The sequence below is a fragment of the Rubinisphaera italica genome (assembly GCF_007859715.1).
In the GTDB taxonomy this organism is placed as follows: domain Bacteria; phylum Planctomycetota; class Planctomycetia; order Planctomycetales; family Planctomycetaceae; genus Rubinisphaera; species Rubinisphaera italica.
Window position 1 is genome coordinate 2,463,500 of record NZ_SJPG01000001.1, and the last position, 26,677, is coordinate 2,490,176.

General features: G+C 48.4%; 21 protein-coding genes. 13 read left to right on the forward strand and 8 right to left on the reverse strand.

Going from position 1 to position 26,677, the window contains the following annotated elements; all coding sequences use genetic code 11:
- Nucleotides 1-297: 297 nt before the first annotated feature.
- Both Pan54_RS09335 and Pan54_RS09340 read left to right on the forward strand, forming a co-directional pair.
- On the forward strand, nucleotides 298-3,090 hold the full coding sequence (locus Pan54_RS09335; protein WP_146503227.1) for a serine/threonine protein kinase: 2,793 nt from the start codon (nucleotides 298-300) through the stop codon (nucleotides 3,088-3,090).
- Nucleotides 3,091-3,316: 226 nt separating this feature from the next.
- Nucleotides 3,317-4,615: a hypothetical protein gene (locus tag Pan54_RS09340; RefSeq protein ID WP_146503228.1), complete on the forward strand. Its 1,299-nt coding sequence runs from the start codon at nucleotides 3,317-3,319 to the stop codon at nucleotides 4,613-4,615.
- A 188-nt stretch (nucleotides 4,616-4,803) separates the two neighbouring features.
- Here Pan54_RS09340 and Pan54_RS09345 read toward each other — a convergent pair whose 3' ends face one another.
- The gene (locus Pan54_RS09345; RefSeq protein ID WP_146503229.1) at nucleotides 4,804-5,100 is read right to left on the reverse strand and encodes a hypothetical protein; all 297 of its coding nucleotides are present in this window, start codon (nucleotides 5,098-5,100) and stop codon (nucleotides 4,804-4,806) included.
- A gap of 355 nt (nucleotides 5,101-5,455) precedes the next feature.
- Between Pan54_RS09345 and Pan54_RS09350 the strand changes: the two genes are divergently transcribed.
- A complete protein-coding gene (locus tag Pan54_RS09350; RefSeq protein ID WP_146503230.1) occupies nucleotides 5,456-6,022 on the forward strand; it encodes a hypothetical protein in 567 nt (188 codons plus the stop codon).
- Nucleotides 6,006-6,932: a TIGR01777 family oxidoreductase gene (locus tag Pan54_RS09355; RefSeq protein ID WP_242631270.1), complete on the forward strand. Its 927-nt coding sequence runs from the start codon at nucleotides 6,006-6,008 to the stop codon at nucleotides 6,930-6,932. Before Pan54_RS09350 ends, Pan54_RS09355 begins: the two co-directional genes overlap by 17 nt.
- Here Pan54_RS09355 and Pan54_RS09360 read toward each other — a convergent pair.
- The 3 genes from Pan54_RS09360 to Pan54_RS09370 form a co-directional block, all read right to left on the reverse strand.
- The gene (locus Pan54_RS09360; protein WP_165441686.1) at nucleotides 6,910-8,235 is read right to left on the reverse strand and encodes an ArnT family glycosyltransferase; all 1,326 of its coding nucleotides are present in this window, start codon (nucleotides 8,233-8,235) and stop codon (nucleotides 6,910-6,912) included. The two genes, Pan54_RS09355 and Pan54_RS09360, sit on opposite strands and share 23 nt — an antisense overlap.
- 80 nt (nucleotides 8,236-8,315) lie before the next feature.
- Nucleotides 8,316-9,521: a cofactor-independent phosphoglycerate mutase gene (locus tag Pan54_RS09365; RefSeq protein WP_146503232.1), complete on the reverse strand. Its 1,206-nt coding sequence runs from the start codon at nucleotides 9,519-9,521 to the stop codon at nucleotides 8,316-8,318.
- A 95-nt stretch (nucleotides 9,522-9,616) separates the two neighbouring features.
- Nucleotides 9,617-10,150 (reverse strand): methylated-DNA--[protein]-cysteine S-methyltransferase, encoded by a 534-nt coding sequence (locus Pan54_RS09370; RefSeq protein ID WP_165441687.1) that lies wholly within the window; start codon nucleotides 10,148-10,150, stop codon nucleotides 9,617-9,619.
- Between the two features lie 206 nt (nucleotides 10,151-10,356).
- Between Pan54_RS09370 and Pan54_RS09375 the strand changes: the two genes are divergently transcribed.
- Nucleotides 10,357-11,103: a hypothetical protein gene (locus tag Pan54_RS09375; protein ID WP_146503234.1), complete on the forward strand. Its 747-nt coding sequence runs from the start codon at nucleotides 10,357-10,359 to the stop codon at nucleotides 11,101-11,103.
- Nucleotides 11,104-11,136: 33 nt separating this feature from the next.
- On the opposite strand, the gene Pan54_RS09380 is transcribed toward Pan54_RS09375, so the two are convergent.
- Nucleotides 11,137-11,733: a LutC/YkgG family protein gene (locus Pan54_RS09380; protein ID WP_146503235.1), complete on the reverse strand. Its 597-nt coding sequence runs from the start codon at nucleotides 11,731-11,733 to the stop codon at nucleotides 11,137-11,139.
- A 182-nt stretch (nucleotides 11,734-11,915) separates the two neighbouring features.
- Here Pan54_RS09380 and Pan54_RS09385 point away from each other — a divergent pair, with 182 nt between their 5' ends.
- Entirely contained in the window at nucleotides 11,916-12,635 is a 720-nt protein-coding gene (locus Pan54_RS09385) for an RraA family protein (RefSeq protein ID WP_146503236.1), read from the forward strand.
- A 106-nt stretch (nucleotides 12,636-12,741) separates the two neighbouring features.
- Here Pan54_RS09385 and Pan54_RS09390 read toward each other — a convergent pair whose 3' ends face one another.
- Both Pan54_RS09390 and Pan54_RS09395 read right to left on the reverse strand, forming a co-directional pair.
- The gene (locus tag Pan54_RS09390; protein ID WP_146503237.1) at nucleotides 12,742-13,707 is read right to left on the reverse strand and encodes a hypothetical protein; all 966 of its coding nucleotides are present in this window, start codon (nucleotides 13,705-13,707) and stop codon (nucleotides 12,742-12,744) included.
- Nucleotides 13,707-14,348 (reverse strand): RNA polymerase sigma factor, encoded by a 642-nt coding sequence (locus Pan54_RS09395; RefSeq protein ID WP_146503238.1) that lies wholly within the window; start codon nucleotides 14,346-14,348, stop codon nucleotides 13,707-13,709. The genes Pan54_RS09390 and Pan54_RS09395 overlap by 1 nt, the downstream gene beginning before the upstream one ends.
- Nucleotides 14,349-14,860: 512 nt before the next feature.
- Here Pan54_RS09395 and Pan54_RS09400 point away from each other — a divergent pair.
- Nucleotides 14,861-16,858, forward strand: coding sequence for a hypothetical protein (locus Pan54_RS09400; protein WP_146503239.1), 1,998 nt, complete (start codon nucleotides 14,861-14,863; stop codon nucleotides 16,856-16,858).
- A 504-nt stretch (nucleotides 16,859-17,362) separates the two neighbouring features.
- Here the strand turns inward: Pan54_RS09400 and Pan54_RS09405 are convergent.
- Nucleotides 17,363-18,325, reverse strand: a complete 963-nt coding sequence (locus Pan54_RS09405) for a DUF1559 domain-containing protein (RefSeq protein WP_146503240.1) — start codon at nucleotides 18,323-18,325, stop codon at nucleotides 17,363-17,365.
- 537 nt (nucleotides 18,326-18,862) lie between these two features.
- On the opposite strand from Pan54_RS09405, the gene sucC reads away from it, so the two are divergent.
- The 6 genes from sucC (at nucleotide 18,863) to Pan54_RS09435 (ending at nucleotide 26,628) form a co-directional block, all read left to right on the forward strand.
- Entirely contained in the window at nucleotides 18,863-20,047 is a 1,185-nt protein-coding gene (sucC, locus tag Pan54_RS09410) for an ADP-forming succinate--CoA ligase subunit beta (RefSeq protein ID WP_146503241.1), read from the forward strand.
- Between the two features lie 178 nt (nucleotides 20,048-20,225).
- On the forward strand, nucleotides 20,226-21,818 hold the full coding sequence (locus Pan54_RS09415) for a sulfatase family protein (protein WP_146503242.1): 1,593 nt from the start codon (nucleotides 20,226-20,228) through the stop codon (nucleotides 21,816-21,818).
- Between the two features lie 53 nt (nucleotides 21,819-21,871).
- A complete protein-coding gene (gene sucD / locus Pan54_RS09420; RefSeq protein WP_146503243.1) occupies nucleotides 21,872-22,765 on the forward strand; it encodes a succinate--CoA ligase subunit alpha in 894 nt (297 codons plus the stop codon).
- 134 nt (nucleotides 22,766-22,899) lie between these two features.
- Entirely contained in the window at nucleotides 22,900-23,655 is a 756-nt protein-coding gene (locus tag Pan54_RS09425) for a 3-keto-disaccharide hydrolase (RefSeq protein ID WP_146503244.1), read from the forward strand.
- Between the two features lie 172 nt (nucleotides 23,656-23,827).
- On the forward strand, nucleotides 23,828-24,649 hold the full coding sequence (locus Pan54_RS09430) for a succinate dehydrogenase cytochrome b subunit (RefSeq protein ID WP_146503245.1): 822 nt from the start codon (nucleotides 23,828-23,830) through the stop codon (nucleotides 24,647-24,649).
- Nucleotides 24,650-24,711: 62 nt separating this feature from the next.
- Nucleotides 24,712-26,628: a fumarate reductase/succinate dehydrogenase flavoprotein subunit gene (locus tag Pan54_RS09435; RefSeq protein WP_146503246.1), complete on the forward strand. Its 1,917-nt coding sequence runs from the start codon at nucleotides 24,712-24,714 to the stop codon at nucleotides 26,626-26,628.
- The last annotated feature ends 49 nt before the right edge of the window (nucleotides 26,629-26,677 follow it).

Here is a 26,677-nt window from a genome sequence, read left to right on the forward strand (position 1 = left end):
CACTCGATGTTTGTCGAACTGTGAGCCATTTCGCAAATTTGACCGGAATCGTATTTTTCCTGTTGAGATGCATGGTATAATATTTCGGGCACTGTTTGCAGGTTCAAGAAACCATAAAATATCACAACCCATTATACACCAATACATTCCGACGCAAGCTTCTATTTCTGTCCCAGTTTCCTGGGAAAAATTCTGAACATTCTCGACGTTCGTGTCGTCATTAGGAAATAGTACGTTAAACAGTTGCAAAGTCGATAAAACCCTATCAAATTTTCATTCCATCAACAGATTTTACTTATGTCATCATCGGCCCAAGACATCCCGAGCACGGCTTACCGTGGGCATAGTTTGGATCCGGTGACGGTCATACGTACGAGTTCATCAGACGAGTCATCACAAATCAAATCGGAGGTCTCCGATTCGACACCGCCAGACTCTTCATTGTTAGCTCAGCTCTTTCCAGGAACAACAGGTCGCGAGGAGCAATCCAGTTTACCGGAAAATCTACGACTCGGTCAGTATGTGATCGAGTCCCGCATTGGAGCGGGAGGTATGGGGGCGGTTTTCAAGGCCCGGGATGAGCAGTTGGATCGTACGATCGCCCTAAAAGTGTTGTCTCCTTCTCAGGCCAACGATGCTTCCTCCATCAAGCGCTTTCAAAACGAAGCGAAATCAGCCGCACGTCTCGATCATGAAAATGTCGCCCGAATCTATTCCATTGGCGAAGACAAAGGGCTTTATTATATCGCCTTTGAATATGTGGAAGGGATGACGATTCGCGAGTTGATACGACGGCGTGGCGCAATCGACTCGTTCGAGACGGTCAATCTCCTCCTGCAAATCGCTGTCGCATTGAAGCACACAGCAGTCGCTGGAGTTGTGCACCGTGACATCAAACCATCGAACTTGATTATGATGTCGTCGGGCAAAGTCAAACTTGTCGACTGGGGGTTGGCCCGGAAAGAACGACTCGACGAACAATCTCTGGATTTAACAGTTTCCGGAACGACACTTGGAACTTTCGATTATATTTCTCCAGAGCAGGCACGCGACCCGCGAAATGTCGATGTTCGCAGTGATATTTATTCCCTTGGCTGTACGGCCTACCACATGCTTACCGGCGTGCCCCCCTATGCAGACGGAACGGTCTTGCAGAAACTCCTCGATCATCAGGGAAAACCGACTCCAGACCCGCGTGAAAAGAATCCCAACATACCCCGCGAACTGGCTAGAATTGTCAAGAAGATGATGGCGAGCGATCCCGATGATCGCTATTGGTCGCCACAGTCTTTGATCGAAGATCTCCTCGAAATGGCGGCTCAGGCGGGATTGCGTGCGATTCATCCCGATGGATTGACATGGCAAACTTCTACTGGTGGCAACTCGGGAACAATCCCGATGCGGCTATTCTGGTGGTGGCTGGGGACATTTGCAATTGCCTGCGTTGTTGCCATCACCTTTGATCGCTGGTCTTTGGAACAATCGACACAATCTGGTGACGAACTCAAGAGTTCGGTGGATTCCATAGTGGAAAAAGGAAGTGCACAGGAGTTTTTCCATAATGAAATGCCTCCTGCGGAAATTAGAAACCAGAACTCAGGGCAAACAACTTCTCCTCTCGATTCATTGCCGGAATCTGCCGAAGCGACGATAAATTCTAACGACATCACGTCGGGCAGAGAACGTAATGAATTGAGTCAGATGCCTCCCGGTTACCCATCGCCAATTACATCAGGGGATTTGTTTGACGGTTTTTTTCAAAGTGACACAATGGAAGTTGACTGGGGGCGGGTTGCATTTGAAGAACAGCAGGCCGGGATTCTGCGGGCCGATATTACTGAAGAATTAAAGCAGATAGACTCTGATAACCCTGTGAAAATTGATGGCGTCTCCGGAATGCCTTTGGTTAAAAAAAACGTTCCGAATGAGACCTCACAATTTCGATTGGTCACACGCGAAGGGCAAGATCTTGGCTTTCAGGCGACATTGGAATCTGCTCTGGAAGCTATTCCAGATGGGGGCATGATTGAATATCTGGGGAAGCCGGGGCAGGTGACTTATCAGAAAATCAATCAATTAAAAGTGATTGATAAATCGATTACGATCAGTGGATCGTCACGCTCGGAATTGATTTTACAGTTCGATACGTCGCAGTTCGCCACGTTATCACGCTCTCGGGACTTCATTGTGATTAATGGAGGTTCTTTAACGATCAAGAATCTGCATTTGCAGGTTGTCATTCCAGATGCCGTCACACAGGCCTGGTCTCTGTTTTTGGTTGAAGGAGCTTCAAAGCTTCGTTGTTCTCAATCGACTATTTCCGTTGATTCCCGGCATCAGACGGATGCTTCCATCGTGAAAATGAATCGCTCTGCTCAGCAGATTATCGATGAAATGAGTCAGGGAACTGGGGCCGCAACTGTCGAACGACTCGTCCAATTTGAAGAGTGTTTTTTCCGTGGTGTGGCGGACTTGGTTTCTACGGAATCTTCAGATGACTCGACCGTAGAAGTCAGTCGTTCATTACTCACTCTCGATGGCGCCTTGATCCGATTCCATGGTGACAAATCGATGCGGACGGAAAGGGATTTGCTCACTTTACGCCTCTCGCGGGTGACTGCTTTGTTAAACGATGGTTTAATTCGGTTCGACCTTGGTATGACCATTCCCCGTCAGCCTGTCGATTTAAAAATACGATCTGAAGACAGTTTAATCCTCGGGCGAATTGATCAACCGATGATTCAACTTTCGGCTGGACTCGAAAATCGCACTCTCGAAGGCTTACTGCATTGGGATGGAAATCATAATATTCTGGCTGGCTGGAAAAATTTGATTACTCTGAGCGGGAGTAGTTCTATTGATACCGACATCGCCACCTCGGCTTCTATTCTCGATACCAACTCCCGGGAATTACCCAGAGATTTTCTGGAATATCTCCCCAATCTGGCATGGGACCAGTGGTCCGTCAGTAAGTTCTATTCCGAATTGGAAATGGCTGCCTCAGTTCAGGATTTGACCGTAGATTTGACCGCGTTCGGTCCAGAACCAAAATTGTTACCCAATGCTCCCACTCCGAGAATGGCTCCATAAGTCTCTCGAATCCAGATTATTGGCATCGTGATCGAGCTGTAATTCTCGCATTCTGGCAAAATATACAGGTTCTTTTTTGCGGTCTGGCGAAATTGATCCTGGGACAATAAAATTTATACTGGCATATAAGCAAAACGACTTCAGTCCGAAGCTCACGGCCAAAAACAATCGGCTTGAGCCGATTGTCATTCAGTACTTTACAGTCATTCGCGAACGGCCAGTCAGAATGGATTCGGAAACGTCAGTCAGCGATCAACTCCAGTTACTCAGATCTCTGGTTGCTGAAGATGCAAATTATTGCTGTCCCGATGAAACCAGCCCGATTACACGTTCGATTCATCTGGCACGACTGCGTTCTCATTTCGAGAAATGTCAGGTCTGTCCTCATCGTGACGACTTGGAGCAGTTTTCTCCTGAAGTCCAACGGAATCTGAAGAGTTGGTGGGAGCGTTCCCAGCCGAAGCAGACACAATTCGCGGATGGATTTCGTGGGCTGATTCATAATGAATACGATCGCCAGGAGTTGCGGATCATCCTGAATGGATTGACGGAATCGTTATGGAGTGACTGGATACGACGGGATGATCAGAATCAGGCTGCTCAACCGAAAGTTGTCATCGGTCACGATCTACACGGCTTCTCATTTGAAATGACTGCGCTGGCGATTCAGTGTCTCGCAGAGCACGGGTGTCAGGTCATCGATATCGGAAATGCGACAACGGCTTCCACGAGTTTTCTGGTTGATCAGACTCGCTCGGAAGCCGGTCTATTTTTGTCAACTGGAGTGGAATCGTCTCAGGTGGGCGGGATCGACTTGTATCGCAGGGGAGGGATGCCACTTTCTGCAGAAAGTTTGCATGCAATTCATAATATGGGGCAAATGTCTGCGAATCGACAGGCGCGAAATTCAGGTGGGGTGGCCCCTTTCGCGGGGCGGGAAAACTATCTGGAATCGCTGCTGAAATATTATGATCAGATTGTTCCAGAACACATGCTGATTCTGACTTCCAATCAGACACTCATCGATACGCTTGATGATCTCAGAAAGTATTCTCAAGGCTCATTTCAGCCTGAATTGATCCCTGCGGATCTTGAACGGCAATTAATTGTGAATCAAACGGACTGGCTGAAATCTGGGCTCGCATCTCTGGAATTTGAATCAGTCTGCTTAATCAGTGCCGATGGTCAATCCTGTTTTTTTTATGATTCAACCGGACAGAATCTTCCTGCACTAGAGATTTTAGATCTATTTTTGAGGCAGCATTATTCACATCAGCCTCTTGGAGTGATTCTCGGCGAAGAGTATCAAGCACGTATCTTATACGATCAACGCTTCCCAGATGCCCAGGTTCGGTATCGGCAGTCATTAAGAGAGAATTTCGCGCAAGGAATGAGAACTTCAAAATCCCAATATGGGCTTGATGCTCGCGAGAGATACTGGTTTGCAGGCAAGAGGCCAGTCTGTGATGGTCTTGTTACCATAGGCAAAGTGCTGCAGGCTGGCGGGGTGAAGCGTCAAAACTGAGAACGACATTTTCAACCCACATAATTTTATGGAACGACCTACGAGGGGGTTGTTCCATCTAAAAATCAGGGTGACACTGGCTTGGGCAGTTCATCGTAACTTCAGATTTAGACTCGACTTGCACTGGCGAAGCCAGTGGCACACAACTCGAATTTGATAATGGCACAAATCAAAGCCCTGAACGGGGACTAGATGCGATTCTGTTCCTGCTGGAATCGAGCTAGTTCTTCTGCCGGATTTCTTTGGGCACATTTCTTTTGTGCAAGTTCTTCCCGTTTGAGCATCAAATGACTGATGCCAAAACTCAGAACCATGAATGCGATCAGCCCCAGTGAAGCCCAATAAATTCCATTCTCAGCGGAAATAAACAACCAAGAGACGAACAGAGTCGAAATTCCCAGTAATGACAGCGTGATATGTGGAAAATAAGCAGATGAGGTGAGAGAACTGAGGAATTGTGATCGGTTGTTCCGGTCGAGAGTCATGTATATCCCCAATGGGTTGAAGAACTTTCAGAGGTATCGATCTTAGGTGCATTAAATTAGCAACCACATAAGTGTGGGGAGTCCCGGTCCTTTTGTCAAATTTTATTTGGGATTCAAGCGTTCTTAACCTGATTTAATCTCAACAACCTTTGATTACACCAATTCCTGATTCTTCATGTGCACAGGAAATTGTGGAAATGCTCTCGCCATGAATCTGCAAATCTGATAAGAATCGCCAACTTTGAGAATGGCCTTATTTCATTGCTATTCATGAAAAATGCTGTCTGTCAGGGGATGACATACGGTCAGATACGGTCTGGGTAGATCGATCTGGATTCGGGGAAAGGGAGTTCCGATGACTCAATTATTATTTCGTTCGCTGATCGCAGTTGGACTGTTGATCACTTTCTGCGTACAACCTGCTCAGGCGGGACATGGACATCATGGGCATGGACACTGCCACGGAGGGGGCTCGACTGCTGCGGTCGCGTTTGCCATTGGAGCTGTTGCCACAATGCTGGCTCCTCCGCCGCCGCCAAGGCACATTATTCATCATCACGGTCCAAGGCCATATCCACCTTACGGCTACTATCCACCACCAGTGGTCCAACGTGATATCTACTATGTGAATCCTCCTGCGGTCATTCAGCAGGCTCCATCAAACCCACCACAGGTTTACGGACAGCCATCACAGGCACCTCAACAACTAAATACCCAGCAGCAGTATTCCAACCAGAACAATTCCTATCAGCCACCTGCCATTGCTCAAAATACGACTCCGGGGACGATTGTCGAACGTCTCCCACTCAATGCGATGAGTGAAACCCGTAATGGGGTAACTTACTTTTCTTCGCAGGGTGTCTATTACCTTCCCATCCAGGTAGGAGCAGATCATCGATTCATCGTTGTCCAGCCCAACTAATAAAGTTGTTATTGCCGGCGGTAGCGGATTTCTGGGGATGAACCTGGCGAGATTTCTGGAGAACCATCAATGTGATGTGGTTCTCCTTTCTCGTACTCGTCCACAGGGAACTGGTCATTGGACACACGTCACTTGGGACGCTCGAACTCCAGGAGATTGGGTTACTCATTTGAATGGTGCGACGGCTCTGGTCAATTTGACCGGCCGGACGGTGGATTGCATAAAAACGCCAGATCATTGCGATGAAATATTACGCTCCCGGGTCGAATCAACGATGGTCCTCGGGCAGGCTTTGAAGCTGGTTGAACAGCCTCCCAAAGTCTGGGTGCAGATGTCGACGGCTCATATTTACGGTGATCCACCCGAGTTGATCTGCGACGAAGAGTCCGCACTCGGCTACGGTTTGGCACCGATTGTCGCTCGTGCCTGGGAAGCAGCTTATGCTCAGTCAGTCCTGCCAGAAATACGTCAGGTCATTTTGCGGACAAGTTTCGTAATCGGTTCTGCAGGTGGAGCACTTCAGAGGCTGGCATTTCTGGTCCGAATGGGGCTGGGAGGAAAGGTTGGTCATGGACGGCAGGGAATCAGCTGGATTCACGAACACGACATGAACCGCCTGTTCTGGCGCGCGATTTCAGACGAGTCGATGCAAGGGATTTATCTCGCCACTGCACCCAATCCTGTTTCGAACGCAGAATTTATGCGAGCGTTACGTAAGGCATTGAAGATGCCTATCGGCTTGCCCGCCTACGAATGGATGGTTCGAATTGGAGCTCCGCTTTTCATGAGGACTGATCCCGAATTGGGCCTCTATGGTCGATATTGCATCTCGAAACGACTCAAAGAGGAAGGGTTTTCGTTTGAGCATCCCGATGTGGAATCTGCTCTCAGGAATCTCTACCGCAAGTGAATAGGTTATCTTCCTCGGAAACATGTCGTGTTGAAATTGCGCGTCCTGCGAGTAATGCTAATGCAGGAATCACTGGTGCCCGCATCCTCGCATTCGACCAATACAGGGAATGGACCGTGCTGAATGTGATAAGAATCGCCAGCACCCACACCCATTTGGGCAATTCTGTTGGAGATCGAACTAATCGGAACATGCCAATCAAAGTCAGCAGGTACAACGTGAGATAAAAGACCCACAGGCCTAAGAAGACGAGATTCGGCAGACCATTTGCTTCAGGACCTTGAGGAATCGGAGCCCACAGTCGCAATTGCCTTAAAAGAATCGCCTGGCAAAACGAGGAAGGATCCTGCTGAATTTCGGAAAATGCAATTTTGTACTGGGCACGATCCCGCTCAAATTCTGTTTTTAAACCCTGCTGATCGAGTTTGTCGGTTAAATCACGATACCAATTCGTCTGGCTGAGCGGGTGATCGACAGGATAGTCCCCCCAGGTTGTCCCCAGAGATTTGTGCAACACGGCTTCATAGAAAGTGGAATTATTACCCAGTAGAAATGTGTATCCGCCGTGTGTTGTAGTAATTTTGAAATGACCTAACTCATAAGCGTTTCGCAGTCCCCAGGGAAGGACTGTCAGAAAAGCAACTAGACCAACCACAATCGCCCGGATAGGAATGCATGATTTTATTGGTGATTTTGAACGAGTGATCCATTCTGCCAGAAATCCCACGACAATTATCACCGGCAACATTGGCCAGATTGATGGACGACACAAGGTCGTGATTCCGAATGCGATTCCACAAATGATCGCAGAAAATATTGATTTCGGTTCCCGTAGCCACAGCAACGTTGTCAACGCAACGAGCATTGTAAAGGTGACTTCCGTCATCGCCAGAGCAGTGTATCGGAGCAGAATTGGGTCAAACGTCACAAACGAGGCTGCAAGAACTGTGCCTCGTCCGAGCTTCAAGAGTCGACCGCAATGCCATGTCGCCCAGACGGTCACAACTCCAGCCAGGCACTGAAAGAGAGCCAAGCCTTTCAGACCGGTCAGCCCTTGAATGACGGCGACTATCAGAATGTATAATGGCGGGCGAAATGCGGTAGACGAGTTGGATCCGGGGATACTGAAACCATGACCTTCCCAGACATTCTGGCCAATACCCAGATAAAAATCCCGATCGACACTCAACTCTTCCAGATGCGTAAACGCATAACTTGCTCGCAAAACGAAGGCAATGATCAGCAAGACAGTGAGCGTAATTGTTGAATCCCGAGGACAACACGATTTTAGCAATTTCTTCAACAACGGTGTCCCAAGTTTAAACTGCAATGTTTCATCAGATCGTAGGTTGGGTTATGAATCCGCTAACCCAACCTACTTCCTCACCCTTTCAGGAAGCGATTCATTAACAAATGACCTTCCTTGAAGGTTTCTCCATACTCGGCTCGGATTTCATCGTAGGTTTCATTTTCATCTGGGGTGATTCCAGTTCCAGCAATGGCGAAAGGGACATAGCCATGACTATGTGTTTTCGTTCGCAGAAATGTCGGATGATCAGGCGAAATGAGGAGACGATATTCTCCCTGAGATTTCAGATAATCGTGCAGTGGAGCGACGATATCGCCATCGATACGCTGCAAAGCTTCGAGCTTGGCTTCGCAATCGCCTTCGTGAGAAGCTTCGTCAGTCGCTTCAACATGCACCACCACAAAATCGGTATCGCCTTTTAGCGTTTCGATCGCAGCTCGGCCTTTGGCAGCATAATCGGTATCGAGATAGCCAGTCGCGCCTTCAACTTCGATAATATCCCAGCCGATCAGCCGTCCGATGCCACGCAGCAAATCGACGGCAGTGATAACGGCTCCCGAAACACCATAGCGTTCCTGGAAAGGTGTCAAGGCTGGGCGACTTCCCTGTCCCCACAGCCAAATTTCAGTAGCCGGATGAGTCCCGGCATGTTCGCGAGCCACATTTCGTGGGATATTACGGAAACAGTCTTTGCTCATCTCCATTAACGAATTCAGCAATTCACTGCCCGCACCGGTTGGACGGTTGTCGATGACTGACTGATCGGTCAAATCGTGTGGAGGAAAGGTTAGCGTTGTTTCATTGAATGGAGCAGTTGTTTCCGGGTTTCTGAAGAGCAACAAGTTTCGATAACTGACACCAGCCACAAATTCCCAACGGGGATCGGCTGAGACCAGTTCCTGCATTTTGTGAATCAACTCGCGTCCAAGATCACTCGGGAATTGTCCCGCAGTAAAGCTGACCATAATTTCATTGATGATGGTGACGAGATTACAACGTATCGCCCAATCGTTTGGACCTAATTCAATTCCCTGAGCAGCCGCTTCGAGTGGAGCACGGCCCGTGTGATATTTCAGTGGATCATATCCGAATAGAGACATCGTCCCGACATCGCTACCGGAAGGCATGGAAGGGGGAATGTTATCAGTACGTCCGAGAATTCCCTCGCGTGCCACTTGATCCATATGCGGAGTCACTGCGGCCTGCAAAGGTGTGCGGCCATCAAGTTGATCCTGAGGTTCGTCGGCGGCTCCATCGGGAATGACGAGTGCATATTTCATATGAGAAAAATTCCTGATTTCAGTCGTAAGTTGTTCTGATGATCAATGTAACGATCTGAAATAAAGCCGTCTATGTTTCGGGAGATTCAGATCGATTATGCGATCGCCAATTGTTCCAGATCAAGTAACCGCTGCTTGAGGGTCAAGCCCTGAGGAGCGGTGAAACCGGTCAGTTTTCCACTTGAACCAACCACTCGATGGCAGGGGATGATCAAAGGAACGGGGTTTTTCGAAAGCGCACCACCAACAGCTCTGGCAGCTCCGGGGTGTCCACTTCTGGTGGCGATTTTGCCATAAGTTTCCAAATGACCAGACGGGATTTTCTGGACCAGACGCAGGATCTTCTGTTGAAAACGCGTCAGGTGATTCAGGTCAACAGTGAACACGTTGAGATTGATCGGTTCTCCGCTGGCATAATTCTGAAGAGCAACTCGACATTCTTGGAACCAGTTTTCCTCGCGAATGTCAAATGACACATTTTGTGATTTCAATTGTTTCTGAAGATACTCTTCGGTTTGCAATCGTGTTTCACAGCCAATCACGACACGAGAAACCGTTTCTTCTCGCCCTGCAATTGCACACCAGCCAAGTTCGGATTCAAACGCATTGAAATAGAGTGGAGTCTTCATTTCTGGAACCTCTAATTGTGTCTGGAGTGTCATGTCAGATGCGGACGACTTTGACCGGACCACGCTACTGAGTTACTATTCGTCGAGTAAATTACAAATCCATTTTTCCAGGCAATTCTTGCCTGCCGAAGTTCTGTCCGGATATGCTTGATCATATCCGGGAAGTCACATTCAGAAAACACTCAACGTGTTGCCAGGGGGGACCGATGTCAACTTTATACGGGAACCTGTGCGATGATTATTTCGTCAACATGAATTTGAATACGGAAATGGCACTCCCTTCCGGACGAGAAACTGTGCTAAATTTCTTTGAGCGGGTGCAAAAGACGTATCCCTCGATGCGAAATTTTTATACGCGTGAAAATGGTGATTTTATTCTCGAAGAGGATAAAGACCAGGAACAGCATCGTTGGATTTCGATTGAACCCCGCCGCATTTGCAGCGGCTGTGTGAACCCGACATCTGTGGAAACTGCGATGGAACAGCACATGCTTGTGCTGCAACTAGTGCCTTACATGCTGTCGGTCAGCCCGCTCGATTGCGAAGCTCTCGATTTCATGATCGGTTTCGATTTTGCATATCGTGGCAATCACGATGAAATCGTTTCTGAAGTTTTCGGTGGTGGTCCACTGTGTTCGGCACTGAAAGATATTCCTTCTGCTCTTCCACTAAACTTTGAACCTTCAATGACAATTGCTCTGGAGGAATCCTGCAGACGTCAGGCTCGCCTGCTAGTGGAGACTCGCACGAGCGCTTATCAGGTCAGGCGGGGAGATTTTCAGGAAGAGCCAATCAGCATTTATTTCACAGTTCGACAATACGGCAGCCTGCCACCGGAAACCACCTACGAACAAATTCTGCTGGAACTTCAGGAAGAGAGCGATGAAATCCTGCGGGACTATGTGATCGATCGCGTCGTCAGACCACTCGCTCAGGCAATTGATGCCCGATAAAATGTAGGTCAGAAACAGCCTGACCAGCACTCCTTAGTCATTTGTTACCAATACCGTTAGAGACCGTGCCCCGTGGGCTCCGATGACCAGCGATTGTTCAATATCAGCAGTTTTGGAGGGGCCGGAAACGAAGACTCCGAATTGCCGTTTGTCCCAGGTGAGGCGCCCGTAAGCTTCGTGCATGTTATTAACGAGCTGGCTCTTTGAAACGGTGAGCAGAACATGCTGAGCTATGAACAGGACCGTGCGGTGTTTCATGTCCTGATCGTCAATCCAGATGGCTGCATTCTCTGCAACCGCGATTTGTCCAGGCAGGATTGCCAGATCAACATCTTCCAACTGATGCGGATCAGTAATCAGTGAATCCTCGAAATTTGATCCAAGCAGATCGGGAACGCGGGAATAGATTTTCTCAGGCTTGAGAGTATCCAGCAGTTCTGCAATGACGGACTGGCCTTGAGAGAAATTCTCTGCCTGCAACACTCGGCCGCCCACCGAATTGAGAACCGTTTCAAACTGGAGCAGGGGATCGTCATATCGAATCCAATCCTGATCCAGACTCGGTAATTCAGTCGGGGCGGGTTGATTCTTCTTAATTGTGGCCAGGATTTCGTCTCGGCTGCTTGTCATGATTACTCTGCTTTCATTCACTCTATATGATGACTATTTATAGAGGCTACCGTGAGAATTTCAATTGGTAAACCTTATGGCCTGCCTTACAACTTTCCCTGCTCAGTATTCATTTTCATCATTTTGATTATGATGAGCACTCAAATAACTAGCCTATTCCCCTGCATGAAAATTAATACCGCATGTTAACTGAAGAAATCATCACACGTCTCAAACAGTACGATACACCGACAATCTGCAATGCTGTCGAACTCTGGGATTTGAGACTGCGAACAGCAGGCTACATGGATGAAACAATTCAAGCCTGCTTTCCGCGATTGCAGCCGATGGTTGGTCTGGCGTTAACATCTACCTTCCGCTCATCAGCCGCTCCGATTTCTGGAGATGCTTATTCGAGTCTATCTGCTCAAACGGCAATTCTGGAAACCATGGATCTGCCAGCGGTCATTGTTTTTCAGGATCTCGATACCCCGACTGCAGCTGCAACATTTGGGGAAGTGATGTGCACCACCTATCAGGCATTTGGAGCCTGCGGTTTGATCACCTCGGGTACCGGACGGGATCTCGATCAGGTGGAAGCACTCGATTTTCCAGTTTTCACTTCGGGATCACAAGCCGCTCATGGTTATTGTCATATTCTGGATATCAACGTACCTGTGACAGTTGGCGGTGTGAATATTCGCCCGAACGAACTGGTTCACGGGGACTGCAACGGAGTGACAACCATTCCAATTTCCATCGCCAGCGAGGTGCCGGATGTCTGTGCAGAAATTGCCAATGCCGAGCAGATTGTTTTGGAGTATCTGCGTTCCAGCAATATTACCTCAGCCGGTTTTGAAGAAGCCCGACAAGCTTGCGGGGCAATGATTTCAAAGTTATCAGCCCGCTTGAAAGGCAAATGAGCAAGGTAGGACAGGCATCCTGCCTGTCTAATTTTTTCATTGTGTTTCTCAGGCACCGCCCGACCTACAGGTTAAAGACAGGCTGAATGCCTGTCCTGGGGGGGGATTAAGCAATTTCATCAGCCTTGAGACGGATTTCCCGGATCAATTGATTGACCGTTTGATCGGCTTGCTTCTGAGCTTCGCTGATGTCTTTGCTTTCGACATCCGCCAGCACCTGATCAATTTCGCCTGCCCACTTTTTGCAATGAGTTCGCAGCCATTCACGGTCGTCTTCGGAGAGAGCAGTGTGCTTGGCTGTGAGCAGAGTTTCACATCCGTGGCGGAATTCGGCCAGTCGTTGTTTTAAGCCTTCGGTGGAATCGGGTCTTTTATTGAACCAGGCGCCCGCTGCATCTGCCAGTTCATGTAGATAGTCATCGGGAGGTAACGAGTTGTCAAAAGCATCGGGACTGTCCCAACCCCAATTCGAGGCGAGCATCGTCTGAGCAGGGGAGTTGTTATCGGGATTTGAGTCCGATTTCTTATCATTCGGGTTTTCCACGATACTGTTCACGGGGTTGGAAACATGCACCTGATATTGATAAGCAACGATTGCCAGCAGCCCCAATGCAGCCACGGAAATAATCCAGGGCATCTTCGAGCGTTTCGGCGATTCTTCAATCGGCTGAAGGACAAGAACTTTCGGTTTAGTGCCTGAGTCTGACTTTGTTTTCTTCTGTCGAGGAGGCGAGCTTAATGGCAGTTCTGCCTGTTCGAGAATGTTCTGCCAGTAGTTCCCACCTTCAATCAGGACAAGTTCCTGCAACTCCAGTAACATCTGCGGATTAGCTAGAAATGCCGCACATTGTTCATAATTCAGAGATTTTAATCCACGGTCCAAAACGGCTTCCCGATCAGACCCCAGAATGACTTCCAGAGAGTCCGGGGAATAACCAGGTGGATTGAAATCATCGGATATGAATTCGAGTTCTTTGACGAACTGTCCCAATTGACAATCAACAACTTTGCGATCCAGCCAGGGACCGAGCTCTTCTTTTGAATCGGGGATTTCCAGTATGACAATTGACATTATGCACCTCGCTCCAATTTCATGCGAATACAGTCCCTGAGTTTACGAATTGCAAAATGCCGCAATTTGTAAATTCTTGGCTTGCTGACCGACTCCAGTTCCGGCGAATCCTCGTTTCCGTCCAGCACAGCAACCTCTTTATCAAGCAGCGATTGCTTGCAATCTGTGAAAGCTGTCATTTCTTCGGCTTCCAGGATTTGTGCGAGAGGGCATTGAGAATTTGTGGAAGCAGGTTCGATCGGGTTGTTATCCAGACTGTGAGACTTTTCGCTGGCACGGCGACTCTGATCGATAACCAGATTCCGAGCCGTTTGACACAGGAGCGCCATGACATTCTTCCCGTTATATTTTCCAGTTCGGAGATGGGGAAGAATTTTCAGCCAGACTTGCTGAGCGAAATCGAGACCGCGAGTCGCATCGGAACGGGCACAGCAAAACGCGACCAGCTTTCGCTGATACTTCTGCACCAATTCAGATTCTGCGTGTGCATTTCCATTGGTAATGGCATGCACAAGTTCGAGATCGGTCGTCTGGTCTGAGGCACGAATGTTCATAACGGCTATTTTTAGTGAACTCACTCCAATTTGCAACTCTGCTACGAGACTTCGATCTCGAAACGAATTGATAATTTGAGAGTTCATTTCCAGCGATTTCCTTATTTATTCACAGTTTTGCTTAAGTGACTCATCCATATCGGCTATGAGTTATTGCCTCATGGTTGAATCCTCTAAAGAAGTAACGAACGAACCTTGCAATTCTTCCAAATAATTTTGGAATTCATGTCCCTACTGCAAATTGCTCTAAGTAAAAGCATATTTATAAAAATGTCGCCGTATTCAGAATCTCCTCAACTTGGCGTCTTGGCGGTTCATTTTTATCGAACACTAGTCGTAAACATAGGCAGGATGGGTGGTATTTGTCATTAATAACGACCACATCGGTTTTACGTTTTAAGATCATCGCAATTGCTATACAGATTATTCGGGCAGATGTCGAAATAACGATTGGTGGGATTGTTCAGCGCGATTCCGCTGTCGTTGACGTTGCGTGAACGACTTTCAATCAACGGGGGGCATTTTCTCCTGTGATTGACTCAAGACGAACTATCTCGAGGCCACTCGGAATGTTGATCAGGGGCGGGGGAGTCGAATACATGCGTTACTCTGTGCAAAAAATGTCGAGCGTAATGACAATTATGCTCGCTTCGGCGATCAGTCCCGCATTGGGGCAAATGCAGCCAGAGCCCAGCTATCCATGCCCGCCTGTGCACCCTCTGTTTCAGAATCCTGGACAATACAGTCCGGGACAATATCCGGATTTCATTCCGCCCGGCCAATTTGGAGGTCCTTATCCTCAGTATTGGCCCCAGTATCCGGCAACGACAACTCAGAAATCAATGGATGATAAATCCAGTGAGAGTACTGGTGATGACGACAATACTCAGAGCAATCAGGATCGAGACAGCGCTAATACACAGAACAATACGAACCAGAACAACGCGCAAAACTTCAATCAGAACACTAATCAGCAGGCTTCTTACAGTGCCGGAGGCCAATCGTCTGCTCGTCCAAACATGATTGGCGATTACCGCGAAGCTCCGTTCTTTTATACGAACGGCTTCAATAATGTCACCTTGCCTCAGCAGGGGATTGTCCGACTCGATTTCAGCCAGAACACAAATCCGATTCCAACGGATCGTGTCTACATGAACTATCATCACTACCGAAATGCGTTTTCTGCGCAAGCGGGTGTGGTTGGAAATGACCTGCTGTTTTTTGGAACAATTGATGGACCTGGTGCAGGACAGGTTGCTGACAGCATTCTGATTGACACGATCACAGTTGATGATTTTATTGCTTTGGATATTGCGGGTGGAGGTACTGATCCGGCATTATCTCAGTCTTTAACGGCTTTATTTGGCTTTGATATCTTCGATCCCTTCGCATTTTTAGATTCCGATTCTCTAGTCGCCGATGGATTCGACTCTGCCAACCTCGATATTTTCTATCTTGGCTACGAAAAGACATTCGCCAACGAGCGAGCTTCCTTTGAAGTGCGAATTCCGATTCTTTCTGCACCGAATCAGGATCTGGACGCCCGGGTGGACAATTTGCAGAGTTTGAATGGTTACCAAACCCAGATGGGAAATGCTTCCCTGTTGCTGAAGTCTTTGATTATGAAAGACTATACCGAAACGTTCGTAATGTCAGGTGGTCTCGGCTTGACGATTCCAACAGGACCGGACTTTAGAATTCGGGACTCCGATGTATTGATTCCCGATCAGAACAATGTGGCTGATCCGATCGCGCTGGCGAATCTCGGTATAACTCCTCCGAATTACATTGTGGCTCCCAGTGATTATCTGGTTCCCGGAGGCCCCACAGGACGTCTGATTCGTCTTCCAGGCAACGACATCACCGTCCGCAACGATTCTGTTCTGTTTACGCCGTTTCTGGCATTTTCTCAGCAGATGAATCGCCGTCTGTTCACACAGCTTTACTTCCAGTTGGACCTTGTCGCCAGTGAAAATACATTGACTCAACCTTCAGGAACGACAGCGAAAATCAAACAGCAGGACACTGCCAAGGTCGACTTCCAGATGATGTACTGGTTCTTCCGCAAGCCGGACCTGGTCAATCCTCAATCGATGTATGTGAATGGCGTTCAACATCGTCAAGTCGAGGGGACACGATTCAAGGGACTTGCAGGTATCTTCGAATTGCACGGAACGACTGCTCTGATCGATCCCGACAATGCCGGAAATCCCGATCTCCTGAGCGATCCCAACTTCCTTGCGGGAAACTACGATATCAATAATCTTGAAGGTGTGAATGCCAATGGGGATGTCGTCGATTTGAAAACCGATCGCTTCTTTGCCAGCAGCAACAACAATCGACGCCTGCGTTCCTTGAATGTGACATCCGGTCTTCAGGCTGACTGGGGTGATGGAGGCACGATGACAGTGGCCGCTGCAGTCCCTCTGGTGCAACAGGCTTCCGGCGTTCGCCTCTTCGATGCCGAGTTGATTTTCCAGTACAACGCCTATTTGTATCCGAATCGTCAAAGCACCCAAAGCAATGTCATTTACGCTCCCCCAACAGGAAACTCTGGAACTTCTTTGAGAGCGATGAGTCAAATGCCAAGTAATTAGTGGATTGTTCCAATTCAATATGCGGGTTGAAAAATCTCAACAGTAGACGGAAGTGCCTGCTTTTTCGTTGAATTCTTGGATCACATACTTGGTATCTAAGCTGGTATTAAGCACTGATCTCAAACCTCAATAACACCATCAACGGAACTACCACATCCGTCTTCCTGCCTCCCTCCCTGCGATTTCGACAACTGGGGATTGGTGATTAATTTCCAAGAGTTTGAGTAAACCGTTGTAACAGTTGCTCAGTCAGGCGAAATAATTTTATTTTCCAATACTGGAAATAACACATGCCCTACAAAGGGCAGTGCCAAGATGCCTAGTGCCCTTTCAGGGCTTAGATTTGGGCCTCAGTAACGGTAACGCTCTCGGTTGTCGTACTTGATAATGTCTTAACCCAAATGATTCGAATGGAAGACACACTAGTATCTGAAAAAGAAAAGCAACCATCTCAAAAAGGGATGGCTGCTTTTTTCATGGTTTCAATATGTAGATGTCTGGGTTTTAGAACTCACCGATAACGAGGCCATCGTCTTTAACACCGAGCCGCTGAAATGTTCCCATTGGTGTCGTGCCAACTGCATTTTCGGAATTGATGTTCTCACTGATTAAGCGGACAGAGCCATCAGCCAGTACGAATTGAGCACCACCCGAATGGAAGCTACCGAAGCCGTCATTCCGGTTGCCGTTTGTGGGATCACTTCCGTTGATGGGGAAGATCGCATTGGTCGTACGGCTGACCATGTCGTCGTTCTTATGTTGTCCAAATCCTGGCCACAAACCACCCCGGCTCACCCCTGAAGCATCACCGTGAGCAAAATATTGATTCCAACTGACTTCCCCAATCATGATCGTGTTGGACGTTCCATCAACAATGTCTCGCATTCGACAGTCGGAATTTGCCCAAGTCATTCCATTCAATCTGCTGAACGAAGTTGATTGTCCCTGATTAGCGTCATTTCCACGACAGGCAACGTAACTGGAAGAGCCAAAACCGTCTCGACTGGTCGCCGCTTTGGTATCACTCGGGCAAGAAAATGCATCGAGAGATTTATTCAGAGAGTTTGCAGTTGCAGGAGCTGGCAATAGGCCAATTGCACCCGGAGCTCCAGTTGTACAGGGACCGGCCATCTGGAAATTGAACTGATCATAAAGTGCTCCCTGTTCAAGTGCAGGTAGTAGATACATTCCCCAGGCAGGATTATTGCGAATAAACCGATGATCACTATCAATAACTCCAGGACACTTAGGAATGACCCATCCCGGAGGGAAGACTGTGTGAGTGTCGTGATAGTTGTGCATTGCCAGACCGAGTTGCTTCAAGTTGTTTTTACAACTACTACGACGTGCCGCCTCACGAGCCTGCTGTACGGCTGGCAATAACAAAGCCACTAGTATGGCAATGATCGCGATAACAACAAGAAGTTCAATCAAAGTAAATCCGCGTTGATCAGAAACCGTTTTCATTAAACACCTATTAAAATGGAAGGAACAATGATTCAGGAAAGAAACATTGAGGGACACTGGAGGGAAATGTGATCGCGTGTACAATCAGCTTAGCCGATGCACAAATGACAATTGCAGTGTGGGGATCGCCTGTCAATTGCCTGATATGTTTATACTTTACTTGTTAACCATAGTAACCTTTTTAAAGAGATCAAGATTATTGAATTGAACTTTTACTTATCACATCGGTCTTGTTTGATTCAATGGGTTCACATGTGCTGGAACCATTGAACCCCAAACTCATATGTTAAGGTCGATTAATTATTTGATTTCGAAAATATTGCAGTCTAATTTTCTGGACACCGTTATACAGGACAACCAAATCCGAGTTTACTTTTCTCGTAATGACTCATTTGGCACACAGTGCATACGACTTATCTCTCAGCGAATCCGTTTCAGTCTCTGGAAACGGTCTGGACCGTTCACTATCATCCTTGCAGACGATTATAACGTGCTGCGGCACGATTCTTTTTAAATCGAGCAGGGAAGAACCCAGCAATGAAAATTCATGAATATCAGGGTAAACAACTCTTTCGCGAAGCCGAAATTCCGGTTCCTCGCGGGATTGTTGTTAAATCTCCAGGGGAAGCCTCGGCGGCCGTTAAAGAACTCGGCGGGAAGATTGCGGTCGTCAAATCGCAAATTCATGCCGGGGGACGCGGGAAGGGGACGTTCAAAGAAGTTCCCGAGCAACACGGTGTCGTGCTGGTTCGCTCGCCAGAGGAAGCCGAAGAGAATGCTGCCCGTATGCTTGGCAATACGTTGGTCACTATTCAAACTGGCGATGAAGGCAAGCAGGTTAACACGCTTTTCGTCGAAGAAGGGCTCGATATTGCCCGTGAACTGTATCTGGGAATTGTGATCGATCGGGAAACACTGTGCCCGGTTCTCATCATGTCCTCTGAGGGGGGCATGGAAATTGAAGTAGTGGCTGAAGAAGCTCCCGAAAAGATTCTCCGCGAGCACTTCGATGCCGATCTGGGATTGATGCCTTATCAGGCAAGAAACATCGCTTTTGCACTGGGCATGGAAGGCAAAACGATTCGAGCCGCCGAGAAATTCCTGGTCTCGATCTGCAAATTCTTCGTTGACAACGACTGCAGCATGGCAGAAATCAATCCACTGATCGTGACTGGCGAAGGCGATCTGGTTGCACTCGATGCCAAAGTTACATTTGATGACAATGCGATGTTCCGACACAAGAAACTGGAAGAATTCCGGGATCTGACAGAAGAAGAGCCTGCCGAAGTCGAAGCTCAGGCTGCTGGACTCAGCTATGTGAAGCTGGAAGGAAACATCGGCTGTCTCGTCAATGGAGCCGGTCTGGCGATGAGTACAATGGACTTGATTAAGCTCCACGGCGGAGAACCGGCCAACTTTCTCGATGTAGGCGGCGGGGCAAGCGTCGAAGCAGTGACCGAAGCATTTCGCATCATTCTGGCGGATGACAATGTGAAAGCTGTGCTGGTCAACATTTTCGGTGGCATCATGAAATGCGATGTGATCGTCGAAGCTCTCCTGACCGCTTACGATAAAGTCGGCATCCATGTGCCACTCGTCGTGCGACTCGAGGGAACAAACGTTAAAATCGCCCGGAAGATGCTTGAGGAATCTGGTAAGGATATTATTACCGCCAGTGACCTGACCGACGCGGCTCAAAAGGTCGTTGCAACATTGAAGTAAGCGGCAATAGTAGGGTGCGTCCTGACGCACCATGCTGCCGACATGGCTTCCTCATAGAGTTTCTCTATATACGAAACCATACCGGCTCAATCATCACGAATATGTTAAAATCGACACTCCACTCCGGTGCGTCAGGACGCACCCTACAAGTCTTTTACCATACATTAGGTCGCAGCTGATGATTAAACTGGCATGTCTTTTATTGACGATGCTGGCTGGCCTGGCTCAGGTCTGTCAGGCGGCTGAGCGTCCGAACATCCTGTTCCTGTTCGCTGATGACTGGGGCAAATATGCCGGAATCTATGCGGAAATTGAAGCGGCAGGGGGGATTAATGATGTCAGTTTCACTCCGAACATCGATCGCGTCGCTCGCGAGGGTGTCACGTTCACCAACGCGTATGTGAATGCCCCGAGTTGTACGCCCTGCAGAAGTTCTTTGCTTTCAGGGCAGTATTTCTTTCGAACGGGGCAGGGGGCCATTCTGCAGGGAGCGATTTGGGATCCTCAAATTCCCACTTACCCACTGCTGCTCGAAGATGCGGGATATCACATCGGCTTTACCTATAAGGTATGGAGTCCGGGGCGACCTGCCAATGCTGGATATGGCGGCAAGAAAAATGCTTATGCGAAAGCTGGTGGTCAGTTCAATGGCTTCAGTCAGACTGCAACCAAGCTCGTGCAGTCCGGTCAGTCGATTCAGCAGGCCAAGCAGACTTTGATGGATCAGGTCTCGGGGAATTTCGATTCCTTCCTGGCTGCTCAAGAGAACGATCAACCATTCTGTTACTGGTTCGGTCCTACGAACGTGCATCGAAAATGGATCGCTGGTTCGGGGAAGAAACTATGGGGCATCGATCCCAACACTCTGAAAGGGAAACTGCCACCATTCTTGCCGGATGTGCCCGTTGTTCGCGAAGATTTCGCCGATTATCTCGGCGAGGTAGCCGCTTTCGATGCTGCAGTGGGAGTGATTCTGAAACAACTCGAAGAAAAAGGACTGACTGAAAATACGCTGGTTGTTATCAGTGGCGATCACGGAGCCCCGGGATTTCCTTATGGCAAATGTAATCTTTATGACTTCGGCACCAATGTCCCGCTGATTGCGAAATGGCCCGGTCACATTCCTGAAAATCGAGTCGTGACCGACTTCACTACCTTGATGGATCTGGCTCCGACATTCCTGGAAGCTGGTCAAGTCGATGTGCCGGAAGTGATGACTGGCAAATCTCTGCTGCCCGTGATAACGAGTACGAAAGCTGGCCGGGTTGATCCGACCAGAAATCAGGCAATTACTGGTCGGGAACGGCACGTCGCCCAGGCGAGACAGGGAAACCTGCCTTATCCCCAACGAGCGATTCGCACGGATGACTACTTATATATCATTAACTTTGCTGCAAATCGCTGGCCCATGGGCGATCCCGGACAGGTCGACAGTGAAACTCTTCCAACGACTGATCAGCTGACCAATGAAACCTTCGTGGCTTTTAGTGATATGGACGCCAGTCCTACAAAAGCCTGGATCATCGAACACCGCAACGAACCGCATGTCAAACCGTATTACGATTATGCGTTCGCCAGACGACCGGGCGAAGAGCTTTATATCCTCAAAGACGATCCCGATCAGATTCACAATGTGGCCGGACAGGTCCAATATGCCGACATTCAAAAGCAATTGCATCAACAACTGATGAATGTGCTCGAATCGACCAATGATCCTCGTGTGGTCGATGACGGCCGTACCTTTGAAAATCCGCCTTTTGCTGGCGAATAACTTACATCAATAACATTTATTAACACACCTATTTTATATTACGGAACTGAATCATGAGTATTCTTGTCGATCATGACACACGGATTATTACACAGGGAATCACCGGCAAAGCTGGTCTGTTTCACTCTCAACAGTGCCGGGCGTATGCTGAGGAATGTCGGCCTGGCGATGAGGTGATGGTCGGTGGTGTCACGCCGGGTAAAGGTGGTCAGGAGATCGATGGTTTTCCTGTCTTTAATACCGTTCGAGATGCGGTCGAGGCGACTGGTGCGAACACGTCTCTGATCTTTGTGCCTCCTCCATTCTGTGCTGATGCAATTCTCGAAGCCGCAGATGCGGGGATCGAATTGATCGTCGCGATCACTGAAGGAGTTCCCGTACTGGACATGGCTCGCGTGAGTCGAAAATTAATGGATTATCCTTGCACATTGATCGGCCCCAACTGTCCAGGAATTATTACACCAGGCGTTGCGAAAATCGGAATTATGCCGGGCTATATTCACACGCCGGGGAAAATCGGTTTGATCAGCAAGTCAGGCACACTTACTTACGAAGCGACGTGGCAGTTGGGAAATCTTGGTATGGGACAATCGACCGCGATCGGAATTGGTGGCGATCCGATCATCGGTACTTCATTCATCGACCTGCTCGATATGTTCGAGGACGATCCGGATACCGAAGCGATTCTGATGATCGGCGAAATTGGTGGAACGGCTGAAATCGATGCGGCTGATTATATCCGCGAGCACATTACCAAACCTGTCGGAGCCTTCATTGCCGGCAAAACCGCCCCTCCGGGCAAACGCATGGGACATGCCGGTGCGATTATTTCGGGAGGGAAGGGGACTGCCGACGAGAAAATCGAAGCCCTCGAAGCTGCTGGAGTCGTCGTCGCTCAAAGCCCTGCCGATATGGGAGCAGCCGTCAAACGCGCGATGGAACAGTAAGCAGTCGTTGTCGTTGTAGGTTGGGTTAGAGAAGCACAACCCAACAATAACTTGCCTAAAACACTGCTGGGCAAACCAGCAGTGGGACACATCAAGCGACATTTCGAATAAGACACACATCCGGGAGAAGAGCGATGATAATTATCTCATCTGAAACAAAACTGTTGCGATTGCCAGTTGTAATTGCGATGTTGCTTTTTCTGCTGACGACAAGTGGACTTAAGGCGGAAGATAAAGAGATTCATTCAGCTGCGATTACTGGCAATGAGCCGGGATTTCGAGATTTGACGGCAGACGACTTTGTCAATGTCAATTGTGCGGAGGATACCTGGCAATGGAAAGAGGGCACCCTCTATTGCACAGGAATACCGACCGGCGTCTTACGCACAAAGAAGCACTTCACGAATTGTGAAATCGTTGCAGAGTGGTGTCATCGAAAACCGGGAGGGAATTCGGGAATCTTTCTGTGGGCGACTGATGAATCGATCGAGAAGTTGACCAGTGCAGGAAAGCCAGGTTTACCGCACGGAGTCGAGGTTCAGATACTCGATCTGGATTACGGGCCGCAATACGAAGCACGGACTGGGAAAAAAGGAGACTGGTTCACCTCACACGGAGATATCTTTCCGGTTGGCGTCACAAAGATGACATTGTTCGAGCCTCTTTCCCCGAATGGTAGCCGGAGTTTTCCGTCAGAGAATCGCAGCCGCGGGGATAATGAGTGGAATCATTATTACGTGCGAGCGATTAATGGAGAGGTCCGTTTGTGGGTGAACGGTGGTGAAGTTTCCGGGGGAAAAGATTGTCAGCCCGCTTCTGGATACATCTGCCTGGAATCCGAAGGGGCTCCGATTGAGTTTCGGAAATTACGAATCCGGGAATTGCCGTAAGCCAGTCAAAAAATTCCTGACTGACTCAAAATGCGACATTTTGGCTTGGTTTGCACCTTCGTTGATTGCTTCTATACTAACCTGTCATAGCGAGTGAAACATCTTCTGAGAATCACTCGTTGTCAATCCACTTAATACACATCCACTCCTCTCAATCGAATCGCTAACGACCATGGCCTGGGTAACCGACGCTGTTAAATCCTCGATTGGCAAGAAATTACTGATGGCCTGCACAGGCTTTCTGCTGTGCGGCTTCCTGGTCATGCATTTGCTCGGCAACCTGCTGATGTATGTTGGTCCAGATACATATAACAATTACGCTCATGCGCTGCATTCCCAGGAAATGCTGATTAAGGTCGCTGAGTTTGGTCTATTGATACTGTTTGCCATTCATATCTGGCTCGGGTTTGAAACGAACTTGGAAAACCGGGAGTCTCGCAAGAAACGATACGCGGTTAAAAAGTCGAAAATTCCAGATCGTAAAGTCCCCTATTTCATCTCTCCAGAGAATTACATGCTGTTTACGGGTGTGATTGTCTTTATCTTCCTGTTAATCCACCTGGGTGATTTCACTTTCAACATCACGATGCCTGATAAAATTGAAGGCCGAGAACCATTTGACAAAGCAATTATTATCATGCGGTCTCCGCTCTCTACGATCAGTTACATCATCGGTGTTCTGTTGCTCGGTTGGCACTTGTCTCATGGAGTAACGAGCATGTTTCAAACGCTCGGTCTGAAACATCCCAAGTATGATCCACTAACAAAAACAATTGGACCTGTCTTCGCGATTATTATTGCAGTTGGTTTTGCCAGCTTTCCAATTTACGCTTGGCTGAGTCCTTACGATCCTTACGCCACTCCTGGTGTTGAAGAACATCAGGAGAAATTACATTCAAAATCGCTTTCTGATTTGAAAGCTCCACTCTGCATTTTTACACCTGCGACGATAGAGCCTCATTCCGGTTGGGCGAAAACGATCAATCGCGTTTAAAACAATTTTGATCAGCTCTGTATCATTGCAATTTTTTTATTCCATCTGGATTACATGAAATCATGTCCCTGTTGCAATCCAACGTTCCCGAAGGTCCCATAGCCGAAAAGTGGACCCGACATAAAAACGAACTGAAACTTGTTGCTCCGAACAACAAGCGAAAGTACGAAATCCTAGTGATCGGTACAGGTCTCGCCGGTGCCTCAGCCGCAGCTTCACTGGGGGAACTGGGATATAACGTGAAAACGTTCTGCTATCAGGATTCCGCTCGTCGTGCTCACAGCATTGCGGCTCAGGGGGGAATAAATGCGGCTAAGAATTATCCCAACGATGGCGATTCCGTCTGGCGGCTGTTCTATGATACCGTCAAAGGGGGCGACTATCGTTCGCGTGAAGCTAATGTTTATCGTTTAGCGGAAGTCTCAGCCAACATCATCGATCAATGTGTTGCTCAGGGAGTCCCTTTCGCCCGCGAATATGGCGGATTACTGGCCAACCGCACCTTCGGAGGAGCTCAGGTCTCGCGAACCTTCTATGCTCGCGGCCAAACTGGTCAGCAATTATTACTCGGTGCTTACTCAGCTTTGATGCGTCAGGTCAATAAAGGCAAAGTTCAGAATTTTGCCCGTCGTGAAATGCTAGATCTGGTCAACATCGACGGAAATGCCCGGGGTGTAATTGTCCGTAACATGGTGACTGGCAAACTCGAACGCTATGTCGGAGATGCCGTTCTACTTTGTACGGGAGGATATGGAAACGCCTACTACCTGTCTACAAACGCTATGGGCTGCAATGTGACGGCAGCCTGGCGATGTTACAAACGAGGTGCCTACTATGCCAATCCCTGTTACACACAGATTCATCCAACGTGTATTCCCGTTTCAGGCGATTATCAATCCAAACTGACACTGATGAGTGAATCCCTTCGAAACGATGGACGTGTCTGGGTCCCAAAAGATGTGAATGATAAACGTTCTCCCGAGCAAATTCCGGAAGCGGATCGTGATTACTATCTAGAACGTCGTTATCCGGCATTCGGAAACATGGTGCCACGCGACGTCGCTTCCCGAGCCGCTAAAGAACGCTGCGATGAAGGATTTGGCGTGAATGAATCGGGCAGGGCAGTCTACCTCGATTTCAAGCGGGCCATTGCCGAACAGGGACAAAAGGCCATTGAAGCCAAGTACGGCAACTTGTTCCACATGTATCGCAAGATTACAAACGAAAATCCCTACGAAGTGCCGATGAAAATTTACCCAGCCGTGCATTATACGATGGGTGGACTGTGGGTCGATTACAACCTGCAAAGCACAATTCCGGGTCTATACGTTTTGGGTGAAGCGAACTTCTCCGATCATGGAGCGAACCGACTTGGAGCCTCGGCTTTGATGCAGGGACTGGCCGATGGGTATTTCGTCGCTCCTTATACCGTTGGTCATCATCTGGCATCAAACAAATTGGAAAAAGTAGACACGAACAATCCTGCTTTCGAGCAGGTCGAATCGGAAGTACAAGGGAGGATCGATAAATTCCTCTCGATTAAAGGTTCTCGTTCAGTAGACAGTTTCCATCGCGAACTCGGTTTAGTCATGTGGGACAACTGTGGCATGGCTCGTAATGCAGCTGGTCTGCAGGCGGCTATTGAAAAAATCCAGAGTATCCGCTGGGAGTTCTGGGAAAATGTCCATGTGACTGGTTCAGGTCATCAACTCAACATGGAACTGGAAAAAGCTGGTCGTGTTGCCGACTTCCTGGAATTCGGCGAACTGCTTGCGCGTGATGCTTTGGCACGTGAAGAATCGTGTGGAGGCCACTTCCGGGAAGAACATCAGACTCCAGAAAATGAAGCGAAAAGAGACGATGAGAACTTCGCACACGTAGCGGCCTGGGAATACCAGGGAGACAATGCCGAACCGACTCGTCATCAGGAAGAACTTAACTTTGAAAACGTCAAGCTGACACAAAGAAGTTACAAGTAAACAACACTGTTATTTCATTCATAAAATTTTATTGATCGAAAGCGGAAAC